This is a genomic window from Microbacterium tenebrionis, from assembly GCF_020682665.1.
Taxonomy (GTDB): Bacteria; Actinomycetota; Actinomycetes; order Actinomycetales; family Microbacteriaceae; genus Microbacterium; species Microbacterium tenebrionis.
Genome location: NZ_JAGTTM010000002.1, coordinates 703,676 through 723,894, shown reverse-complemented (window position 1 = coordinate 723,894; position 20,219 = coordinate 703,676). Strand labels below are relative to the sequence as shown.

General features: G+C 69.7%; 11 protein-coding genes. 8 read left to right on the top strand and 3 right to left on the bottom strand.

The features are described 5' to 3' along the window. Positions 1-8 precede the first annotated feature (8 nt). From KEC56_RS08750 to KEC56_RS08740, 3 genes are all read left to right on the top strand, one after another. Positions 9-941 carry an ABC transporter ATP-binding protein gene (locus KEC56_RS08750; RefSeq protein WP_227530636.1) on the top strand — a complete coding sequence of 311 codons (933 nt, stop codon included), beginning with the start codon at positions 9-11 and terminating at the stop codon, positions 939-941. Further along, positions 938-1,963, top strand: a complete 1,026-nt coding sequence (locus tag KEC56_RS08745; RefSeq protein WP_227530635.1) for an ABC transporter permease — start codon at positions 938-940, stop codon at positions 1,961-1,963. Before KEC56_RS08750 ends, KEC56_RS08745 begins: the two co-directional genes overlap by 4 nt. Positions 1,964-2,074: 111 nt before the next feature. Beyond that, the gene (locus tag KEC56_RS08740) at positions 2,075-5,266 is read left to right on the top strand and encodes a lamin tail domain-containing protein (protein WP_227530634.1); all 3,192 of its coding nucleotides are present in this window, start codon (positions 2,075-2,077) and stop codon (positions 5,264-5,266) included. An 88-nt stretch (positions 5,267-5,354) separates the two neighbouring features. Here KEC56_RS08740 and KEC56_RS08735 read toward each other — a convergent pair whose 3' ends face one another. Further along, positions 5,355-5,750: a YccF domain-containing protein gene (locus KEC56_RS08735; RefSeq protein ID WP_227530633.1), complete on the bottom strand. Its 396-nt coding sequence runs from the start codon at positions 5,748-5,750 to the stop codon at positions 5,355-5,357. A gap of 15 nt (positions 5,751-5,765) precedes the next feature. Then, complete coding sequence (locus tag KEC56_RS08730) at positions 5,766-6,161, bottom strand: pyridoxamine 5'-phosphate oxidase family protein (RefSeq protein WP_175985718.1); 396 nt, start codon at positions 6,159-6,161, stop codon at positions 5,766-5,768. A 62-nt stretch (positions 6,162-6,223) separates the two neighbouring features. Between KEC56_RS08730 and KEC56_RS08725 the strand changes: the two genes are divergently transcribed. Continuing rightward, positions 6,224-8,695: an ATP-dependent helicase gene (locus tag KEC56_RS08725; protein ID WP_227530632.1), complete on the top strand. Its 2,472-nt coding sequence runs from the start codon at positions 6,224-6,226 to the stop codon at positions 8,693-8,695. A 2-nt stretch (positions 8,696-8,697) separates the two neighbouring features. Here the strand turns inward: KEC56_RS08725 and glsA are convergent, their stop codons facing one another. Further along, the gene (glsA, locus tag KEC56_RS08720; RefSeq protein WP_227530631.1) at positions 8,698-10,080 is read right to left on the bottom strand and encodes a glutaminase A; all 1,383 of its coding nucleotides are present in this window, start codon (positions 10,078-10,080) and stop codon (positions 8,698-8,700) included. A 97-nt stretch (positions 10,081-10,177) separates the two neighbouring features. Here glsA and KEC56_RS08715 point away from each other — a divergent pair, with 97 nt between their 5' ends. The 4 genes from KEC56_RS08715 to KEC56_RS08700 all read left to right on the top strand — a co-directional run bounded on the left by KEC56_RS08715 (position 10,178) and on the right by KEC56_RS08700 (position 20,188). Continuing rightward, on the top strand, positions 10,178-11,329 hold the full coding sequence (locus KEC56_RS08715) for an SseB family protein (RefSeq protein ID WP_227530630.1): 1,152 nt from the start codon (positions 10,178-10,180) through the stop codon (positions 11,327-11,329). A 39-nt stretch (positions 11,330-11,368) separates the two neighbouring features. Beyond that, entirely contained in the window at positions 11,369-12,427 is a 1,059-nt protein-coding gene (gene ligD, locus KEC56_RS08710) for a non-homologous end-joining DNA ligase (RefSeq protein WP_227530629.1), read from the top strand. A gap of 154 nt (positions 12,428-12,581) precedes the next feature. Then, on the top strand, positions 12,582-16,421 hold the full coding sequence (locus KEC56_RS08705; protein ID WP_227530628.1) for a GH92 family glycosyl hydrolase: 3,840 nt from the start codon (positions 12,582-12,584) through the stop codon (positions 16,419-16,421). 44 nt (positions 16,422-16,465) lie between these two features. Beyond that, entirely contained in the window at positions 16,466-20,188 is a 3,723-nt protein-coding gene (locus KEC56_RS08700; RefSeq protein ID WP_227530627.1) for a GH92 family glycosyl hydrolase, read from the top strand. Positions 20,189-20,219: the final 31 nt, after the last annotated feature.

The following is a 20,219-nucleotide window of genomic DNA, read 5'->3' as shown; positions in this document are numbered from 1 at the left end:
CTGACCGCATGACCGGAATCGTCGCCGAGGGCGTCAGCAGATCGTTCGGGACGGTTCATGCCGTCCGTGGTGCGAGTTTTCGCGCCGAGCCTGGCCGGGTGACAGGCTTGGTCGGGCCCAACGGCGCGGGCAAGACGACCCTGCTGCTCATGCTGGCATCCCTGCTCGCGCCCGACGCCGGATCGATCCGCATCGGCGAGATCGACCCGATGGAGGACCCGCTCAGCGCCCGGCGGCTCCTCGGTTGGATGCCCGACGCCCTCGGCGCCTGGCCCTCGCTCACCGCTCGCGAGACGATCGTCACGACCGCGCGGCTCTACGACATCGACCGTGACGCGGCCCACAGGCGGGCCGGCGAGCTGCTCGCCCTGGTCGGCCTCGACGACCTGGCGGATGCTCCGGCGAAGGTGCTCTCGCGCGGGCAGAAGCAGAAGCTCGGGCTCGCCAGGGCTCTCGTGCACGACCCGCAGGTGCTGCTGCTCGACGAGCCGGCATCCGGCCTGGATCCGGCCGCGCGCGTCCAGCTGCGCGTCCTGCTGCGCCGGCTCGCCGCCGAAGGGCGCACGATCCTCATCTCCAGTCACATCCTCTCCGAGCTCGAAGAGGTCATCGACGACGCGGTGTTCCTCGTCGCGGGAACCGTCGTCGACGCGGCGCCGACGCTGGGGACGACCCGCGGGTGGCGCATCCGTCTCGCCGGAGCGGACCCGGCGCAGGCCGGTGCCGACGCGCAGCGGATCGCCGGTGCCCTGGGCATCGACATCGGGGCGCTCGGACTCGACCGGGGCGCGGCGATCGCGGGCTTCGAGACCGAGGATGCCGCGGCCGCAGGGCTCCGGCGGATCGTCGAGGCCGGTCTCGCCGTCGCCGAGTTCTCTCCGGCGCAGAGCGCGCTCGAACACGCCTTCCTCAACCTGCCGGGATCGGAGCCGAACGCATGAACCTCACGCACATCGGCATCATCGCCCGGCTCGAGCTGACCCAGCGGTTGCGCAGCGTCGGCTGGTACATCCTGCTCGGGGTCTACGCGCTGATCCTGCTCGGCGTCACCGGGCTCTCATTCGCGGTCTACTCGTTCACCGGCATGGCCGGCGCCGGCGTCTACTCGATCGTCGTCAACATCGTGCTGCTGCTCGTGATGCTCGTCTCGCCGACGCTCAGCGGCAACGCCATCAACGGCGACCGCGACTCCGCGACGCTCGCAGCCGTGCAGGTGACCGCCGCTTCCACCGGTGACATCATGCTCGGCAAGCTCCTCGCAGCCGTCGCCACCGGCGGGGTGTTCCTGCTCGTCGCCGTGCCGTTCCTCGCGATCTCGCTCATCGGCGGGGGAGCGCACCCGGCGACCCTCGCCGTCTCGCTGCTGGTCCTCGCCGCCGAGATCGTGATCATCGCGGCCATCGGCGTCGGCTTCAGCGGACTCGTCGCGCGCCCGCTCTTCTCTGTCGCCGCGACCTATCTCGTCGTCGCGGCGCTCGCCGTCGGAACCCTGATCGCGTTCGGACTCGGCGGCACGGCTCTGCGCACCGAGACGGTGAGTTACAGCCGGCCCTACGACAGCATGGGCAATGTCGACTGCGAGCGCTGGGAGACCTACACGTACGAGGAGCCGCGCTTCGACCGGGTGTGGTGGGTGCTGACGGCGAACCCGTTCGTCGTGCTCGCCGACGCCACGCCCACCGTCTATACCGCCGATGGCTGGCCCGCCGACATGTTCGGGCAGATCAAGTACGGGGTGCGCATCTCGCAGCTGCCGCCGCAGGAATCGCGGTGGGACGAATGCGACCCTGATCAGTCGCAGGCGGACCAGCGCACGCCTGAGCAGATCATGAGCAGCACGGTGCCGAGCTGGTTCATCGGCCTCGGCATCCAGATCGTGATCGCCGGCGGGCTCTTCGCGGGCGCATGGGCGCGGACCGGGACGCCGGCACGGATGCTGCCGCCGGGCACCCGCATCGCCTGAACCCGTCACGACACGGTCCGTTCACCTCCCGGACGGATGCCGGACCCCTCGCGGATAGCGGATATCGGTCGACTGGGCGAGACCGCCTCCCACCCGACCACCTGGAGTCCCATGTCACGCCTGTCCCGAGGGCTGGCCGCATCGATGGTGTGCGCGCTCGGCGCCGCCGCCCTGCTCGCCGCGCCGACCGCAGCCCTCGCCGACGCGGAGCCGCTCGGCGTCCGCATCAACGAAGTCGTCTCCAGCGGCGGAAGCCCCGACGACTGGGTCGAGTTCTACAACTACTCCGAGGCATCCGTCGACCTCAGCGGATACGTCCTGCAGGACGACAGCAGCAATAACCCGTACACGATCCCGGAGGGGACCGTCGTGGAGGCGGGCGGCTTCTTCGTCTTCGATACCCTGAAGGACGGCGAGGGCGACTTCGACTTCGGGCTGGGCAAGGGCGACAGCGTGCGCCTCTTCGCCCCGGGCGATGCGAACGGCGAGAGTCCGCTGCTGCAGGCGACGTGGCCGGCCGACACTCGCGCCGCGCCCAGCTGGGGCGCGAACGGCGACGGAGCCGCGGTCGCGTACGAGATGACCGCCGAGGCCACGAAGGGCGCGGCGAACGTCTTCCCGGTCGCCGGCGAACCCGGTGAGGGCGAGCCCGGCGAAGGGGAGCCCGGCGAAGGGGAGACCGGTGCCGGCGAGCCCGGTTCCGTCGTGCTGAACGAGGTCGACTCGGGCCCTGCGGACTGGGTCGAGCTGTACAACCCCGGCGACGAGTCGTTCGACCTGTCGGGATACGAGATCCGCGACAACTCCGACGACCACCGGTGGGCGTTCCTGCCCGGCACCTCGATGGCGGGCGGCGAGTTCCTCGTCGTCGAGGCCACCACGATCGGTCTCGTCGGCGTCGCGGAGGCCCGCTTCGACGCGCCGATCGGCATCGGCAGTGCCGACGAGATCCGCCTGTTCGATGCGAACGGCTCACTGGTCGACCGCACCGGAGCCTGGGAAGGCCACGCGAACATCGACGGCGACGAGATCGCTGCCACCCTCGCGCGCTGCCCCGACGGCACGGGCGACTTCGTGCTCGCCTACGCGACGCCGGGCGCAGCCAACGAGTGCGTACCTCCGACGATCGCGATCAACGAGATCGACTCGAACGGCGCACCCGACTGGGCCGAGATCGTCAACACCGGCACCGAGCCGGTCGACATCTCGGGCTGGACGCTGATGGACAACGACCCGACCGGTCACGCAGCCGACGTGATGCCGCTGGCGGAGGGCACGATCCTCGAGCCCGGCGCCTACTTCGTGTTCAACGGCACCGATCACTTCACGTTCGGTTTGGGAGGCGGCGACACCGTCACGATCCGCGACGCGAACGGGCGCACCGTCGCCGAGCACGCGTACGCGGCGCACGCAGAGGGCTTCTGGGCCCGCTGCGCGGACGGAACCGGCGACTTCGTCGACGTCGCGGTGAGCACCCCGGGCAGCCGCAACGCATGCGGCAACCCGGTGCGCATCAACGAGGTGGAATCGGACGACGAGCCCGACTGGGTCGAGCTCGTGAACCCCACCGCCGAGGTGCTCGACGTCGCCGGCATCGTCGTGAAGGACGATGACGACGCCCACGCGTACACGATCGCCGCCGGCACGAGCATCCCCGCGAACGGCTACCTCGTCATCGACGATCTCGACTTCGGGATCGGCAAGGACGACACGGTCCGCGTGTTCGACGGCGAACAGCTCGTCGACTCCACCTCGTGGGGCGCCGCGCACGCGACACCCACCTGGGGCCGCTGCCCCGACACGACCGGCACGTTCGCGGCGACCGCCGAGTCCACCCCCGGCGCCGCCAATGTCTGCGCCGGTGAGATCGCGGTCTCGTCGTGGCCGGGTTCGCAGGACGTCCGCGTGGTCGACACCGCACCGACGTTGCTCGAGGACAGCTCGGGACTCGACGTCCAGGTGACAGACGAGGGCGCGTTCCTCTGGGCGGTCGACAACGGCACCGGCACGATCTGGAAGCTGGCCGCATCCGCTGACGGGTCCGTCGAGTTCGCCGAGGGCTGGACCGAGGGCAAGCGCGTCCGATTCCAGAAGGACGCGGACAATCCGTCGGCCGCGGGTCCCGACACCGAGGGCATCACGGTCGACGGCGCAGGGCTGGTCTACGTGGCATCCGAGCGCGACAACAGCGCCAAGGGCGTCAACCAGAACACGATCCTGCAGGTCGACCCGAACGCCGCCGGCCCCGACCTCGTCGCGCTGACCGAGTGGGACCTCACCGCGCAGCTGCCCGCTGTCGGCGCGAACCTCGGCATCGAGGCCGTCGAGTGGATTCCGGATGCCGCACTCGCCGGCAAGCTGTACGACGACAACACCAAGGCGCCCTACGAGGCGGCGAGCTACGCCGGTGACGGACTGTTCTTCGTCGCGGTCGAGGACGGCGGCGGCGTGTACGCGTTCGCGCTCGCGGCCGGTGGCTTCGCGACGCTCGTGTCGACCATCGACCCCGGCCTCGCCGGCGTCATGAGCCTCGACTACGACAGCGTGCTCGGCGTGCTGTGGGCGGTGTGCGACGACGGATGCGGCGGGAAGTCCGCTCAGCTCTCCTTCAACGGCACCGACAAGCCCGGCGTCGCGCACTTCGCGCGTCCGGCCGGCATGCCCGACATCAACAACGAGGGCTTCGCCACGGCGCCGGCCTCGCTGTCGCAGGACGGTCAGCGTCCGGTCTGGTGGTTCGCCGACGGGTACACCTCCGAGGCGCTGCGCACGGGCACTCTGCCCGGTGGCGACGCGGGCGGGGAGAACCCTGGTGGGAACCCGGGTGAGAGCGCCGGTGAGACTCCTGGCACGCCGGCGGACGGCGGCAGCCAGCCGGGACCGTCGGTCGAGCCGCTCCCCGGCACCGCGCTCGTCGACGGCAACCGCGGTGGGGCGACCGTCTCGCAGAGCGTCGTCGCACCCGGTGACGACGTCACGATCACAGTCGGGGCGCAGCACGCGGGTGTCGAAGCAGAGGTCTTCATGTACTCCGACCCGGTGTTCCTCGCCGCCGGCGCGCTGAACGCCGCCGGTGCTATCACGGTGACGATCCCGGCAGATGCCCCGGCCGGGAAGCACCGTCTGGCGGTCTACTCAGCGGACGGCGAGCTGCTCGGCTGGGCCGACATCGAGGTGCGCTCCGGCGCCGCGCTCGCGACGACCGGGGCCGAGATCTCGATCGGGAGCCTCGTACTGGGCCTTGGGCTCGTGCTCGCCGGCGCGCTGGCGCTGACGCTGCGCCGCCGCGCGCAGCAGGCGTAACCGGACCGCGCACGAAGACGCGTGGGGCTCTGCGCCCCACGCGTCTTCGGCGTTCCCGGCCAGCCGTGGCGGGCTCGCTGGCGCTGACCTACTTCGGATCGAACGGACCTCGCCGCGTGGAGACGATGTCCTTGGCGAGAGGCATCAGCGAGATCGGCACCATCTTGAAGTCGGCGATCGCCATCGGAATACCGATGATGGTTATGCACAGTGCGAGACCGGACAGGATGTGGCCGATCGCCAGCCACCAGCCCGCGAGCACGACCCAGATGATGTTGCCGAGGAGGGCGCCGACGCCCGAGGTGGGCTTGTCGACCACGCGCCGCCCGAACGGCCAGAAGGCGTATCCGGCCAGACGGAACGAGGCGATCGCCCATGGAATGGTCACGATCGGGATGCACAGCAGGATGCCGGCGACGACGTAGCCGAGGAACAGGACCCACCCGGCGAAGATGACCCAGATGATATTGAGGATGGTGCGCATCGATGCTTCCTTCGATCAGTGCCGCTCGCGGCGGACTCGGCGACCGGTGATGCTGTCGATCGTGAACCGCAACGGGGTCTCGCGATCGGGGCCGGCCCAGGGGGACGGAGGGGTCTGCGTCTCGGGAGGCTCCTCCTCCGAGACGATCCGGAGCGTTCCGTGCATCAGCACGCTCCATCCGGTTCCGCCGAGGTCGTCGTGGAAGTCCACCTCGAACGAGACCGCGGAGTCGTCACCCGCGAGTCGGCGCAGGACGCCGCTCGAGGAGGTGCGCAGGAGAAGTCCTCGATCTGTCATCCGATAGTTCATGGGCAGGATGTGGACCTGTCCGTCCCGGACGAAGCCGATTCTTCCCACCGTTGTGCTGCTCAGGAGTTCGTAGCACTCGTGCTCCTGCAGATCGCTGATCATCTCGTCCTCCTCGATGCTGATCGCAACCGGGTGTCTGTCGTCCAGCCTAGACTCGTAGGGCCATGACCGAAGCCCCTCTCATCGTTCCCTCATCCGTCGGTCCCGGGTCCTCGGGATCGCGCGGCGAGGACGAGCTTCTCGCCGGACTCAACCCGCAGCAGCTCGCCGCAGTCACCTACCGCGGCCCCGCGCTGCTCATCGTCGCGGGTGCCGGATCCGGCAAGACCAGCGTGCTCACCCGCCGTATCGCCTCGCTGCTGCGAGGACGCGAGGCGTGGCCCAGTCAGATCCTCGCGATCACGTTCACCAACAAGGCCGCCGGCGAGATGCGCGAGCGCGTGGAGCAACTGGTCGGCGAGGCATCCCGCGGCATGTGGATCTCGACCTTCCACTCCGCGTGCGTGCGGATCCTGCGCCGCGAGGCCGAGCAGTTCGGATTCACGAAGTCGTTCACGATCTACGACTCCGGCGACTCGCGGGCGCTCATCAAGCGGCTCGTCAAGGAGCACGAGGCGGACGCGTACGGTCTGACCCCGGCGTCCGTGCAGAGCCGCATCTCCAAGCTCAAGAACGAGCTGCAGGATTCGGACTCGTACGCGCGGGACGCGAACATGAGCGACCCCGCCGAGCAGAAGTTCGTCGAGATCTTCGCCGACTATCAGCGGCAGCTGCGCAAGGCCAACGCGTTCGACTTCGACGACCTCATCGGTCAGACCGTGTACCTCTTCCGGGCGTTCCCGAAGGTCGCAGACACGTATCGCCGCCGGTTCCGACACATCCTCGTCGACGAGTACCAGGACACGAACCACGCGCAGTACGCCCTCATCCACGAGCTCACCAGGCCCGTTTCGGCCGACGACCCTTCGACAGGTTCAGGGAGCGGATTCGAAGCGTCGAACGGCATGATGATCTTCGAACCCGAGACGACTCCCGAACTCGAGGGCGCATCGCTCACCGTCGTCGGCGACTCCGACCAGTCGATCTACGCGTTCCGCGGTGCTGATATCCGCAACATCAGCGAGTTCGAGCGCGACTTCCCGGGGGCTAAGGTCGTGCTCCTCGAGCAGAACTACCGGTCGACCCAGAACATCCTCTCGGCCGCGAACGCCGTGATCGGCAACAACTTCGACCGCAAGGACAAGAAGCTCTGGAGCGACAAGGGCGACGGCGACAAGATCGTCGGGTTCACGGGCTACTCGCAGCACGACGAGGCGCAGTTCGTCGCCGACGAGGTCGAGGCGCTGCGGCGGGCCGGCATGCCGTACTCCGAGATGGCCGTCTTCTACCGCACGAACTCGCAGTCGCGTGCGCTGGAGGAGATCTTCATCCGCTCCGCCGTGCCGTACAAGATCATGGGCGGCACGAAGTTCTACGAGCGGGCTGAGATCAAGGACGCGCTCGCCTACCTCATCGCCGTCGCGAACCCCGCGGACGAGATGTCGGTGCGGCGCATCCTGAACAAGCCCCGCCGCGGCATCGGCGGCGTGACCGAGGCGAGCATCGCGCAGTTCGCCGAGACGCACGGCATCACGTTCCGCGACGCGCTGTCCGTGCCGGCAGAGCTCGGCGTCGGGCCCAAGATCCAGGCGGCGATCGGCCACCTGGATGCCGTGCTGAAAGAGGCGACCGCGCTCATGCTGCCGGCATCGGGCGAGGTGCCGCCGCCCACCGTCGTCGCCGACGGGCTGAGCCTGCTGCTCGCGAAGAGCGGCTACCTCGACGCGCTGCGCGCCAGCCGCGACCCGCAGGACGAGGCTCGTGTCGAGAACCTCGACGAGTTCGTCGCCGTCGCCCGCGACTTCGCCCGCAACAACCCGGAGGGCACGATCGCCGACTTCCTCACCGAGGTCGCGCTGGTCTCCGACGCCGATGACCTGGACGACGAGTCCGGTTCGGTGTCCATGATGACCATGCACACCGCCAAGGGGCTCGAGTACGACGCGGTGTTCGTCACCGGCGTCGAGGAGGACCTCATCCCGCACCGCATCTCGGCGGGGGAGCCCGGTGGCCCGCAGGAGGAGCGCCGGTTGTTCTACGTCGGCATCACGCGCGCCCGCAAGCGCCTGCACCTGTCGCTCGCCATGACGCGGGCGCAGTTCGGCGAGGTGTCCGTGGCGATGCCGAGCCGGTTCCTGCAGGAGATCCCGGCCGCCCTCGTCGACTGGCGGCAGTCGCCGGGCGACGTCAACTCCCGCGGCGGCACGCAGTCGCGTGCCCTCAATGCGCGGCGCGGCGGGTTCGGGTCCGGCGGGCGCGGTGACGACCGGTTCGGCGTCAAGAAGCTGCCGCCGAGGGACTCGCTCAAGCCTCTGGCGACCGCGATGGACAGGTTCCCCAACAAGGTCACCGGCAAGGTGCGCGACAACGGCGATCTCGAGCTCGCCGCGGGCGACCGCATCCGCCACGACGACTTCGGCGAGGGCCGGGTGGATGCCGTGACCGGCGAAGGCGCCAAGCGCATCGCCCATGTACGCTTCGACTCCGCGGGGCTCAAGAAGCTCCTGATCAAGATCGCTCCGATCGAGAAGCTGTAGCGTCAGCCGGCCGGGGGAGCACCGACCCTCGCCGCGGCATCCCGCATGGCGTCGTCGAAGCCGGCGGACTGCGAGAACCCGGCGACGCCGAGGCTGCGTCCCTGCGGGTCGCTGGCGATCACCTTCATGCCGCGCGCGCGGCACCAGGTGGCGAGGGCTGCGAGCATCCACACGGCCACCGACTGCAGCTGCGTGACCTCGGTCAGATCGAGGACGATCACAGCAGGGCTTTCGCGGTCGGCGGGGCGGGCCTCGATCCACGCGTCGAGGTCGAGCAGCAGCCGCTCGGCGCCGTCGAAGTCGATGTAGCCGCGCAGGCGCCAGACGGCCAGGTCGTCGGCGTTCTCTTGCAGGATCTGCGCTGCGGCGGCATCCTGCTCCGCCCCGAGCCCTGCGGCGAGCTCATCGCCGGCCGACATCACCTCCGAGGCCGACAGCGTCAACGGCCGGTGCAGCACGTGCAGACCGAAGCGGTTCGCGAGCTGCTGGGCGGCCGCGACGCCGCGCACGCTCGCACCGCTCGCGTCGAGCCTCGGGCTGAACAGGCCGAGTCCGAACTCGCCGGGCGAACTCGCCACGAGCCCGCCCGCGACACCCGATTTCGCCGGGAGTCCTGCACGCAGCAGCCATTCCCCGGCGTAGTCGTACATGCCGCAGGTCGCCATGATCGTCATGACGTGCTGGCAGGTCTCGGCGCTCGTCACGCGCTCGCCCGTCATCGGGTTCACGCCCCCGTTCGCGAGAGTCGCGCCCATCACCGCGATGTCGCGGGCCGTGACGAGCACCGAGCACTGGCGGAAGTAGGTGTCGAGCGTCTCCAGCACCGGCGCGGTGAGGGAGCCGGCGCCGTGCATGAGGTACGCCAGAGCCCGGTTGCGGTCGGCGGACTCCTGTTCGGAGGCGAGCACGGCCTCGTCGACGGTCAGCTCGCGTCCGGCGAACGCGCTCAGGCGCGCCAGGATGCGTGCGAAGCGATCCTCGGCGGAGCCGCCAGCCACGAGCGAGGTCGTCACGATCGCCCCCGCGTTGACCATGGGATTCGGCGGACGCCCGGTCGAGGCCTCGAGCTTGACCGAGTTGAACGCCTCACCGCTCGGTTCCGCACCGACCTGGGCGTGCACGGTGTCAAGGCCGCAGTCGTCGAGGGCGAGCGAGTACGCGAACGGCTTCGAGACCGACTGGATCGTGAACTCCGCCGCGGTGTCGCCGCTCTCGTACACGCGGCCGTTGAGACCGCACAGCGCGATCCCGAACAGCTCGGGGTCTGCTTCAGCGAGCTGCGGGATGTAGTCGGCCACGGCTCCGCGCCGGTCGCCGATGAGCCGGTCGTGCACGACGTCGAGGAACGACGTCACGATGTCAGAGAGCTTCTCCGGGGCTGCCATGGCCCCCATGCTACGGCCTGGCGGATGCGCCGGAGCGGGTGCGGGCCGGATGCCGCGCGGGTGCTCGCGCCCGGGGTCGCGGGTTAGGCTGAGCGATATGGCCTTGTTCTCCCGCCGCAAGCAGACCGACGACGCAGCTTCCGAAACCCCGACGTCGATCGAGGCGGATGCCCCGGGGGAGAGTCCCTCGGTCGACGAGGCTCGCAGCGAGCCGGTTCCGCAGATCGGTATCTCCGTCCAGGCGTTCCGCGGCGTCGGCGCCGCGGCCGGCCCGGAGGTCGCGCTGCCGGACCCGAGCACCCGGGCCCCTGGATCCCAGACGCCGAACGCCGAGGGCGCCGCTTCGCCGGTCGCGGGCGCGCAGGGCACCTCGGCATCCGCTCCGCACACGCAGGCCGCGCCTCAGAAGCGGGTTCTGCCCCTGGCCCCGGTGCTGCCGCCGGAGCCGGTCGAATCCGTCCCCGGTATGAAGGACAACACGCTGCTGCGCGCGGCTCTCGCGGAACTCGAGGAGGGTCCGAGCAACGAGCAGCTCGTCGGGGTGCTGCGCCAGATGATGCAGAACCACCTTTACCTGCGCGTTCACGGCGACGCCCGCGAACAGCTCGCCGAGGGAAAACCGCTGTCGATCGCGGTCGTGCGCGACGGCGACCGCAGCTACATGCTGGCCTTCAGCTCCGCCGAGGCCGTGCGCGAGTCCGTGCAGCGCGAGACCGACCCCACGGCGACCTCGGCGATCGCTCAGCCGGTGACCGCCGTGCTGCACCAGGTCGTCACGGGCAACTTCGCCGGACTCATCCTCGACAACGCCTCCGGAGTGCACCGCGCGGTCTTCCCCGTCGAGGTGCTCACCAAGGCGCTCGACCAGGCCGACGTGAACATGACGGTCAAGACGCTCCTGGCGGCGCCCCGCGACGCCGACTCGGCGCAGAAGGTCGGCGACGCCCTGGCGAAGACGAAGATGTGGGTCGCCGTCAACGACGGCAGCGGCAATGGGCAGGTCGGGATCGCCGAGGCGCACACCCCGGACGGCCGCCGCTTCCTGCAGCTGTTTTCGCACCCGCTCGAGATCGTCGCGCTCGGCCGCGGCGACCGGCAGATGCCGTTTGAGCCCGACCAGCTCGCCAAGGTGCTCTCCAGTCATGATTCGCTCGCCGGCGTCATCGTCGACTCGGCGGGTCCGTCGATAGTGGTCGAGCGAGCGGCACTCGGTGCCGTGCTGGTGCGCGCGGTCGACCTGGGCGACTGACCCCTACCGTCCGGTGCGCCGCGCCCCTAGGGTCGGAGCATGGCCTCTGAACGCGTGACGCTGACGGTCTCCGATCCCGAGGGGGAGCGCGAGGTAGACCTCTCCAGCCCGAACAAGATGATCTGGCCGGAGGCCGGGATCACCAAGGCCGAGCTCGCCGAATACGTCCAGACGGTATCGGCGCCGTTCCTCAACGCGAACGGACGCCGGCCGGTATCGCTGGAGCGGTTCCGCGACGGAGTGACGAAGGACTCCGAGAGCTTCTTCTCGAAGAATCCGCCGAAGGGCACCCCCGACTACGTCGACGCCGTGACCGTTACCTACAACAGCGGGCGACGGCATCCGCAGATCGTCCTGAACCGCACGAGCGCCATCGTCTGGGCGGTGCAGATGAACACGATCGTGTTCCATCCCTGGGCGTCGCTGGCATCCGACACGGACGACCCCGTCGAACTGCGAATCGATCTCGACCCCCAGCCGGGGACGGACTTCGCGGATGCCGTCACCGCCGCCCACGGGCTCCGCGAGGTCCTGCGGGAGGCAGAGCTCGATCCGTTCATCAAGACCAGCGGCAACCGCGGCCTGCACGTGTTCTGCCCGATCGAGCCGACCCACGAGTTCCTCGACGTCCGTCACGCCGTGATCGCGGCCGGGCGGGAGCTCGAGCGGCGGATGCCCGACCGGGTCACCATGAACTGGTGGAAGGAGGAGCGCGGCGAGCGCGTCTTCATCGACTTCAACCAGGCGAACCGCGATCGCACCATGGCCGGTGCCTACAGTCCGCGTGCCCTGCCGTCGGCGACCGTGTCGACACCGGTCGAGTGGGATGAGCTCGACGACGTCGATCCGAAGACGTTCACCGTGCGGAGCATCCCGCAGCGCCTGGCCGACGTCGGCGACCCCTGGGCGCGGATGCAGGAGAGCCCGGGCCGCATCGATACGCTGCTCGGCTGGTGGGAGCGCGACGTCGAGAACGGGCTGGGGGAGCTGTCGTTCCCGCCGGAGTTCCCGAAGATGCCCGGCGAGCCGCCCCGAGTGCAGCCGAGCAAGCGGGTCGCCGAGAACTGGGACGACACGGGCAACCGGGTCGGCGACTGAGCTCCCACGGCTGACGCCCGGTGGGCGGCCCGGGGCGCCTTCCGATCTCGAACAACTCGCGAGTCAACGATTGACAACGCTGTCATATCTCTGGCAGGCTCGGCGTGCGGCACACGGAAGTGCCCGTCTCGCCGTCATGACGCCAAGGAAGTCCATGTCGCAGCTCACGTTCGAACACCGCTCCAGCACCCGCCGGCGCGGCATCCTGAAGACTTCGCTGGCCGCTCTCGCAGCCGTCGCCATCGGCATTCCGGCTGCGGCGGCGACGCCCGCAGCTGCAGCCGATGACCCCGCGGCGGAGCCGCTCACGTCGTTCGTGAATCCGTTCATCGGAACGCAGGACGACGGGAACACCTACCCCGGAGCGAGCGTGCCCTTCGGCATGGTGCAGTTCTCGCCGGACAACGGTCACAACGTCGGCTACGACTACGGCAACACCCGTATCCGCGGCTTTTCGCTGGTGCATCTCTCCGGCGTCGGCTGCGGGCTCGGCGGTCTGCTGCCGGTCCTTCCCACCACCGGCATCCCGACCTCGACGCGGTACGAGGACTACGGGCTGGAGTACAGCCACGACGACGAAGAGGCCGCCCCCGGCTACTACCGCGTGGGCCTGCAGGCTCCGGGCGGCACGATCGAGGCGGAGCTGACGGCGACCGAGCACACCGCGATCCAGCGCTACACCTTCCCCGAGACGGCCGAGGCGACGGTCATCATCAACGCCGGGCAGGCACTGAACTCGGTCACCGCCTCGTCCGTGAACATCATCGACGCGCGCACGGTCGAGACGACGATCACCTCGCGCGGATTCTGCCAGGACACCCAGCCGTTCACCGTGCACACCCGCACGACCTTCGACCGCGATATCGTCTCGGCAGGCGTGTGGAGCGGCGACACGCTCTCCGCGGATACGGCATCCGAGGGCGAGCGCACCGGCGCTTATGTCACGTTCGACGCGACCGCCGACCGCGACGTCGAGGCCGTCACGGCCCTCAGCTACGTCGATGCTGCAGGCGCACGGGCGAACCACGGTGCCGAGGCGACGAGCTTCGACCAGGCGCGCAGCGCCGCGGACGCGCAGTGGGAGCAGCGCCTGGAATCGGTGCGGATCCCGACTTCGGACGTCGAGTCGGCGCGGGTGTTCTACTCGGCGCTCTACCGCAGCTTCCTCGCCCCCAACACCGGTACCGACGTCGACGGTCGCTACCGCGGCTGGGACCGTGCCGTGCACACGGCCGACGGGTTCACGTACTATCAGAACCTCTCGCTGTGGGACACCTACCGCACCCAGCAGCAGCTGCTGTACCTGCTGGCACCGGGGGAGTCGCGGGACATGGCGATCTCGGTGATCACGGCCGGCGAGCAACTGGGGTGGCTGCCGAGATGGGGCTACGGGCCCGTCGAGACGAACATCATGACCGGCGATCCCGGCACCGCATTCCTCGTCAGCGCCTGGAACCAGGGCCTGCTGGACGGCTACGAGGAGCGCGCCTACGCCGTGCTCGCGCACAACGCCGACAACACGCCCGATGCGTCATCGCCCGCTAACGGGCGGGCGGGGAACCCCGTCTATCTCGAAGACGGCTTCGTTCCGCACGAGCCGGGTGAGAACGGCCGCCCCGGCGACTACGACCTGCACCACGGCGGATCCGCGACCCTCGAGTATGCGCTCTCGGATGCCCTGCTCTCCACGATGGCAGCCGGCCTCGGCCACGATGACGATGCCGCACGTTACGCCGTACGCGGCGAGAACTACCGCGCGGTCTTCGACGAGACCACCGGCAGCTTCCGCGCGCGCGACCGGTCCGGCTTCTTCGTCGGCGACCCCGATCCCGCGCACACCACCGGATTCCATGAGGGAACCGCGGTGCAGTACCAGTGGCTCGTCCCGCAGGACGTGCCCGGGCTGATCGAGCTGCTCGGAGGGACCGATGCCGTCGAGCAGCGTCTCGATGACTTCTTCGCCTACGACGCGTTGCAGGACGACCCCGAGGGCACCGCCCGCGACGTCTGGGTGAACGGCACCTACTCGTACTACGGGCAGCACACCTACAACCCCAACAACGAACCCGACCTGCACGCGCCCTACCTGTACCAGTGGACCGGGCAGCCGTGGAAGACGACCGACGTGGTTCGTGCGGCGCTGACGCTGTTCACCGACGGGCCCACCGGCGTCACCGGAAACGACGATCTCGGCACGATGTCGGCCTGGTACGTGCTCTCGTCGATCGGGGCGTACCCGATCGTGCCCGGAACCGACATCTGGGGGCTGTCGACCCCGGCGTTCGAGAGCGTGGACATCGCCCTCGACCCGGAGTGGTTCGGTACCGACGCACTCGCGATCCGCGCCCCCGGCCTCACCGACGAGAACCGGTACACGCGGTCGGTCACCGCATCGAGCGACCTCGGCGCCGTGACCGCCAGTCACCTCGCCGGTGCGGAGCTCACCGGAGCCGGGACGCTGACGTTCGAGGTCGGCTCCGCGCCGTCCGACTGGGCGACCGCGCCAGGATCGGCGCCCGGTGCGCTGGTGATGGCCGGCGCGGTCGAGGACCGACTGTTCGCGCGGCTGTCGCCGGCGCACGCCGCCGTCGAAGCCGGGGGTGCGACGACGATCTCCGTCGACGTGCTCGCGCAGGCCGCAGGCTCCTCCAGCGGCAGCATCCGCATCGGCGGCACCGGCGAGATCTCGGCTTCCGTCGAGGACGTCGAATGGACGGTGGAGTCCAACGGACTGCCCGTCGGGAAGCAGGTTCCCGTGACCCTCGCGGTGCGGCCGGGGGTCATTGCCGGAACGTACCCGATCACAGTGCAGGCGACCGATGCGGCCGGCAATGAGATCGACATCGACACGACCGTCACCGTCGGGGAGACATCCTGGCTGTCGGGGCAGTTCGACAACGTCGGCATCGGCGATGCCCGCGCCGACAACGCCGACTTCGACGGCCTCGGATACTACTTCCTGCGCGACGCGCTCGCCGACCTCGGATTCGAGCAGGGCGCAGCCGGCGTCGTGCCGGGCACGGAGGCGACATTCGTCGTACCGGCCGTCGATGCCGGAGAGCCCGACAACCTGCTCGCCGCCGGGCAGCAGCTCGAGATCCCGGGTGCGTTCCGCCGGGCGACCTCGCTGCACCTGGTCGGCGCCACCAACAACGGATCGCCGCACGCCGGCGGGTCGCTGCAGCTGCACTTCACCGACGGCACCGAGGCCGGGGCGCAAGTCGAGCTCAGCGACTGGTGCACGGGTGAGCCCGCCGACGGAAACATCGTCGTCGCGAAGGCCGGGCAGCGCGGTGACAACGCCAACGACCCTCAGAACATCGACTGCGGCATCTATGCGACTGCGGCCGTCGCCGTCCCCGATGGCAAGACGCTGCAGTCGATCACCCTGCCGCAGGCGCCGAACATGCACGTGTTCGCCGTCGCATTCGATGTCCCGAATCCCGTGACACCGGTGCTCACCGCCGATGTCTCCGAGGCCGAACCGGCCATCGGCGACACCGTCACCGTGACCGTGACCTCCGACCCCGCGTCCGCCGCCGGCGAGATCGTGCTCTCGCCCGTCGCCGACGACGCGGCGGCCCGCCCATCGGCCGCCGCAGCCGACGGCGTCCGCCGGGTGCCGCTCGTCGACGGGGTCGCCGAGCTCCCCGTCGTCGCGACGGCAGACGCCGCGTCATACCGCATCGAGTTCGTACCGACCGACGCGACGCTGTTCTCTCCCACGCAGCTCGCGGATGACATCGTCATCCAGGGCGCTCCCGACCCGGACGGGTCAGATGGCGACGGCTCGGGCGGGGACGGCTCAGGGGACGGTTCCGACGACTCCGACGCAGGCGGCTCCGGCGGGGAAGGCTCCGACGCAGGCGGAGCCGGTGACGGGCTCGCCACCACCGGTGGCGCCGTCTCGTCGGCGCTCATCGCCCTCGCCCTGGCGGCGCTCGCTGCCGGAGCGCTGCTGCGCACCCGCAGCCGCGCCGCACGCACCCGTTGACCATGCCGACGTTCCGCACCAGAACAGATAGCCGAGGTATTCCGATGTCTTCCCACACCACCGGTCGCCGTGGAGCCCTGCCATCCCGTGTCGCCGCCGCAGTCGTCGCCGCCGCGCTCGCCATCTGCGGCGCCGCGGGTGCCGCAGCGCCTGCCGCGGCCGCAGACATCGACTGGGTCGACAATCCGGCCAGTCACGTCGACACGCTCAACGGCACGGGGATCGGGGGCGATGAGGTCGGGTCGATCAACAACTTCCCCGGCCCGACGGTGCCGTTCGGGATGGTGCAGTTCTCGCCCGACACGACCGACACGTACGCGGGATACCAGTACCACAACGACCGGATGACGGGGTTCAGCATGAACCACGCCTCCGCCGGATGCTATGTCTTCGGCGACATCCCGGTGCTGCCGGCGACCGGCGACATCGGCTCCGAGCCGTGGTCGGCGACCCAGCGCTACACCCACGAGGACGAGATCGGCGAGCCCGGCTACTATGCGGTCAGCTTCCCCGATTCCGGCATCAGCAGCGAACTGACCGCCACCGACCGCGTCGGCGTCACGCGCATCACGTATCCCGCCGGCGCGCCGGCGCAGTTCATGGTGCGCCCAGGCGGATCTCTCAACGGCAACAGCGCGGCCGACCTGCAGGTCGTGGATTCGAGAACCGTCGTCGGGTCGGCGACGACCGGCGACTTCTGCGGCAAGGGGAACACCTACACGATCCACTTCCAGCTCACCTTCGACCACGACTTCACCGCTCACGGCACGTGGGACGGGAAGTCGGTGCAGGCAGACGCCGACACGGTCTCCTCCTCCCGCGCCGGTGCGTACTTCACCTTCCCCGAGGGCATCACGCTGCAGGCGAAGATCGCGGTGTCGTATGTCTCGATCGAGGGCGCCGCGGCCAACATGGATGCGGAGGTGCCGGAGTGGAGCTTCGACGACGTGCGCGCCGCCGGCGCCGCACGCTGGAACGATGCGCTGTCACGGGTGCAGATCTCGCAGGGGCCGGATACCGACGTCGAGACGTTCTACACCGCGCTGTATCGTTCGCTGCTGCACCCGAACGTCTTCAACGACGCCGACGGCCGCTACATCGGATTCGACGGCGAGATCCACACGGTCGAGGACGGGCGCTCCCAGTACGCGAACTTCTCCGACTGGGACACCTATCGCACGCTCATCCCGCTGCAGACGATGCTGTTCCCCGATGTCGCATCCGACATGGCGCAGTCGCTCGTCGTCGATGCCCAGCAGTCCGGCTCGCTGCCGCGCTGGCCGGTCGCGAACTCGGCCACCGGTCAGATGACCGGCGACAGCGTCAGCGCGGTCCTCGCGCAGATCCATGCTTTCGGCGGGACGGACTTCGATGCGTCGGCGGCCCTCGAGTACATGGTCGCTGCGGCCGACGACGGCGGTGAGGGACTCGACGGCTACGTGCAGCGACGCGGTGCCGAGCTGTACGCCGAGCGCGGATACGCGCCCCAGGTCGAGGAGTTCCGCGGCGACCATCAGATCGTGGGAGCATCGATCACCCTCGAGTGGTCGATCGACGACTTCGCCATCGGGCGCATGGCTGCGGCTCTCGGAGAGGACGATGTCGCCGCCCGTTTCCAGACGCGCTCGAACTACTGGCAGAACCTCTTCGACCCCGCGCAGACGGCGATCGCCGCGCGCGCCGACGACGGCACCTTCCTGGATGCCTCCGACTTCGGCTCGGGCTTCGGTCAGCCCGGCTTCGACGAGGGCAACGCCGAACAGTATCTGTGGATGGTGCCGCAGAACATCGGTGGGCTCATCACGGCGCTCGGCGGCCGCGAGGCGGCATCCGAACGGCTCGCCGCCTTCATGACGGAACTCAACGCCGGACCGAACAAACCGTACCTGTGGGCCGGAAACGAACCGAACTTCCTCGTCCCGTGGATCTACAACTACCTCGGGGAGCCGACGAAGGCGCAGGCGGCTGTGGATCGCGTGCGCACGTCCCTGTTCACGGCGGAACCCGACGGCGCACCCGGCAACGACGACCTGGGCGCGATGTCGAGCTGGTACGTATGGGCTGCGATGGGAGCCGTCCCGGCGACGCCCGGCACCTCCGTGCTCACCGTGAACACCCCGACGTTCGACCACGTCCGCATCGATCTGGGCGAGGGTCGCTCGCTGGCGATCAACGCGCCGGGAGCGACGAGCGGCGAGCGCTTCATCCAGGCGCTCAGCGTCGATGGCGAACCGTCCGAGAGCACGGCGCTCGCAGAGTCGCTGCTGGGCACGGGCGGCGTGGTGGACTTCACGCTGCAGGCGGATGCGGGTTCGACCTGGGCGACAGGCGAGTCGGCCGCGCCGCCCTCCTTCGGCGACGCGGGCACGGGCTTCGCGTTCTCTGCGAACCCGGCGGTCGTCGATGCCGTTCCCGGTGGGAGCGCCGAGGCCGAGATCGTGGCCACCGCGTTCGATGCCGGTATCGAGAGCATCGACATCGCCGTCTCCTCGGACGAGCCGCGGATCACGGCACAGGCATCGCCGATCCGGGTCGAGGCCGACGGCGTGTCCGCGACGCCGCTGACCGTCTCGGTAGCCGGCGGCGTCGCCGACGGCTACTACCCCCTCACCGTCACGGCGACGGCGGGAGAGCGCGAGCGCACGCAGACCGTCACCGTCCGGGTGGCGAGCGAAGGCGGATTCGCCCGGGCGATGAACCTCATCGGCACGGCGACGGCTGACACTCGCGGTGGTGCGAACTTCGACGATGCGGGCAACAGCTATGCCCGTGAGGAACTCGAGAAGGTCGGGCTGGCGCCGGGGAGCGACTTCGCGGTCGGCGATCTGCACGCGACCTGGCCGGCGAGCCCCGCCGGGTTCGTCGACACCGTGCAGCCGGACGGCCAGACGATCACGATCGAGAACGCGCCGACGTCGCTGTCGTTCATCGGTGCGGCGCGCGACGGCGGCGCGCAGTCCCGGGCGACCCTGACGTTCGACGACGGGTCGACGGCCGAGGTGCCGCTCGAACTCGGCGACTGGGTGATCCCCTCATCGGACGGCGAGCCGGTGTACGGCAACTCCGTGGTCGCTCAGATGCCGATGCGGTACGCCGTCACCGAGCTCCAGGGCGCCTATGTGTACGCCACCGCGCCGTACACCGCACCGGAGGGGCGCACTATCGTGAGCGTGACGCTTCCGAGCGGCGGCGATGCCGAACGGTTGCGGCTGTTCGCGATCGCTGACGACGCCGTCGCACCGACGCCGGTACCGACGCAGCTCGAGGTGGAGCTGTCGGCCGACAGCATCGTTGACGGCGAATCGGTCATCGCCACGGTGAGCGTCAGCCCCGCCGTCGAGGGATGGATCGTCATCGACGAGCAGGGGAGCGGAGCCCCTCGTGCGGCAGCGCTTGCCGACCGGGTCGCCGTCGTCGACGGCTCGGCCGAGATCGAGCTCACGCCGACCGGGGAGGGGACGCACACCTATCGCGCGACATTCGTGCCGGCCTCTGCCGATGAGGCGGAGGGATCAGAGATCGCGTTCGAGGTCGAGGTCACGGCGGATGCGGGCGACGACTCGGGCACGGGAACCGACCCGGGCACGGGCGGCGACACGGGCGCGGATCCCGACCAGGGAAGCGGCTCCGAGGGTGCCGGCCCCGGCGCGGGCGGGATGCTCAGCGAGACCGGCGGGTCGGGCACGGTATGGGCGCTCACGGCGCTTGCCGCGCTGGCCGCGATCGCAGCATCCATCCATCTCATCCGCCGCCGATCGCACAGCTGATGCGCGCTTCGGCGACTGCACAGATCAGAAG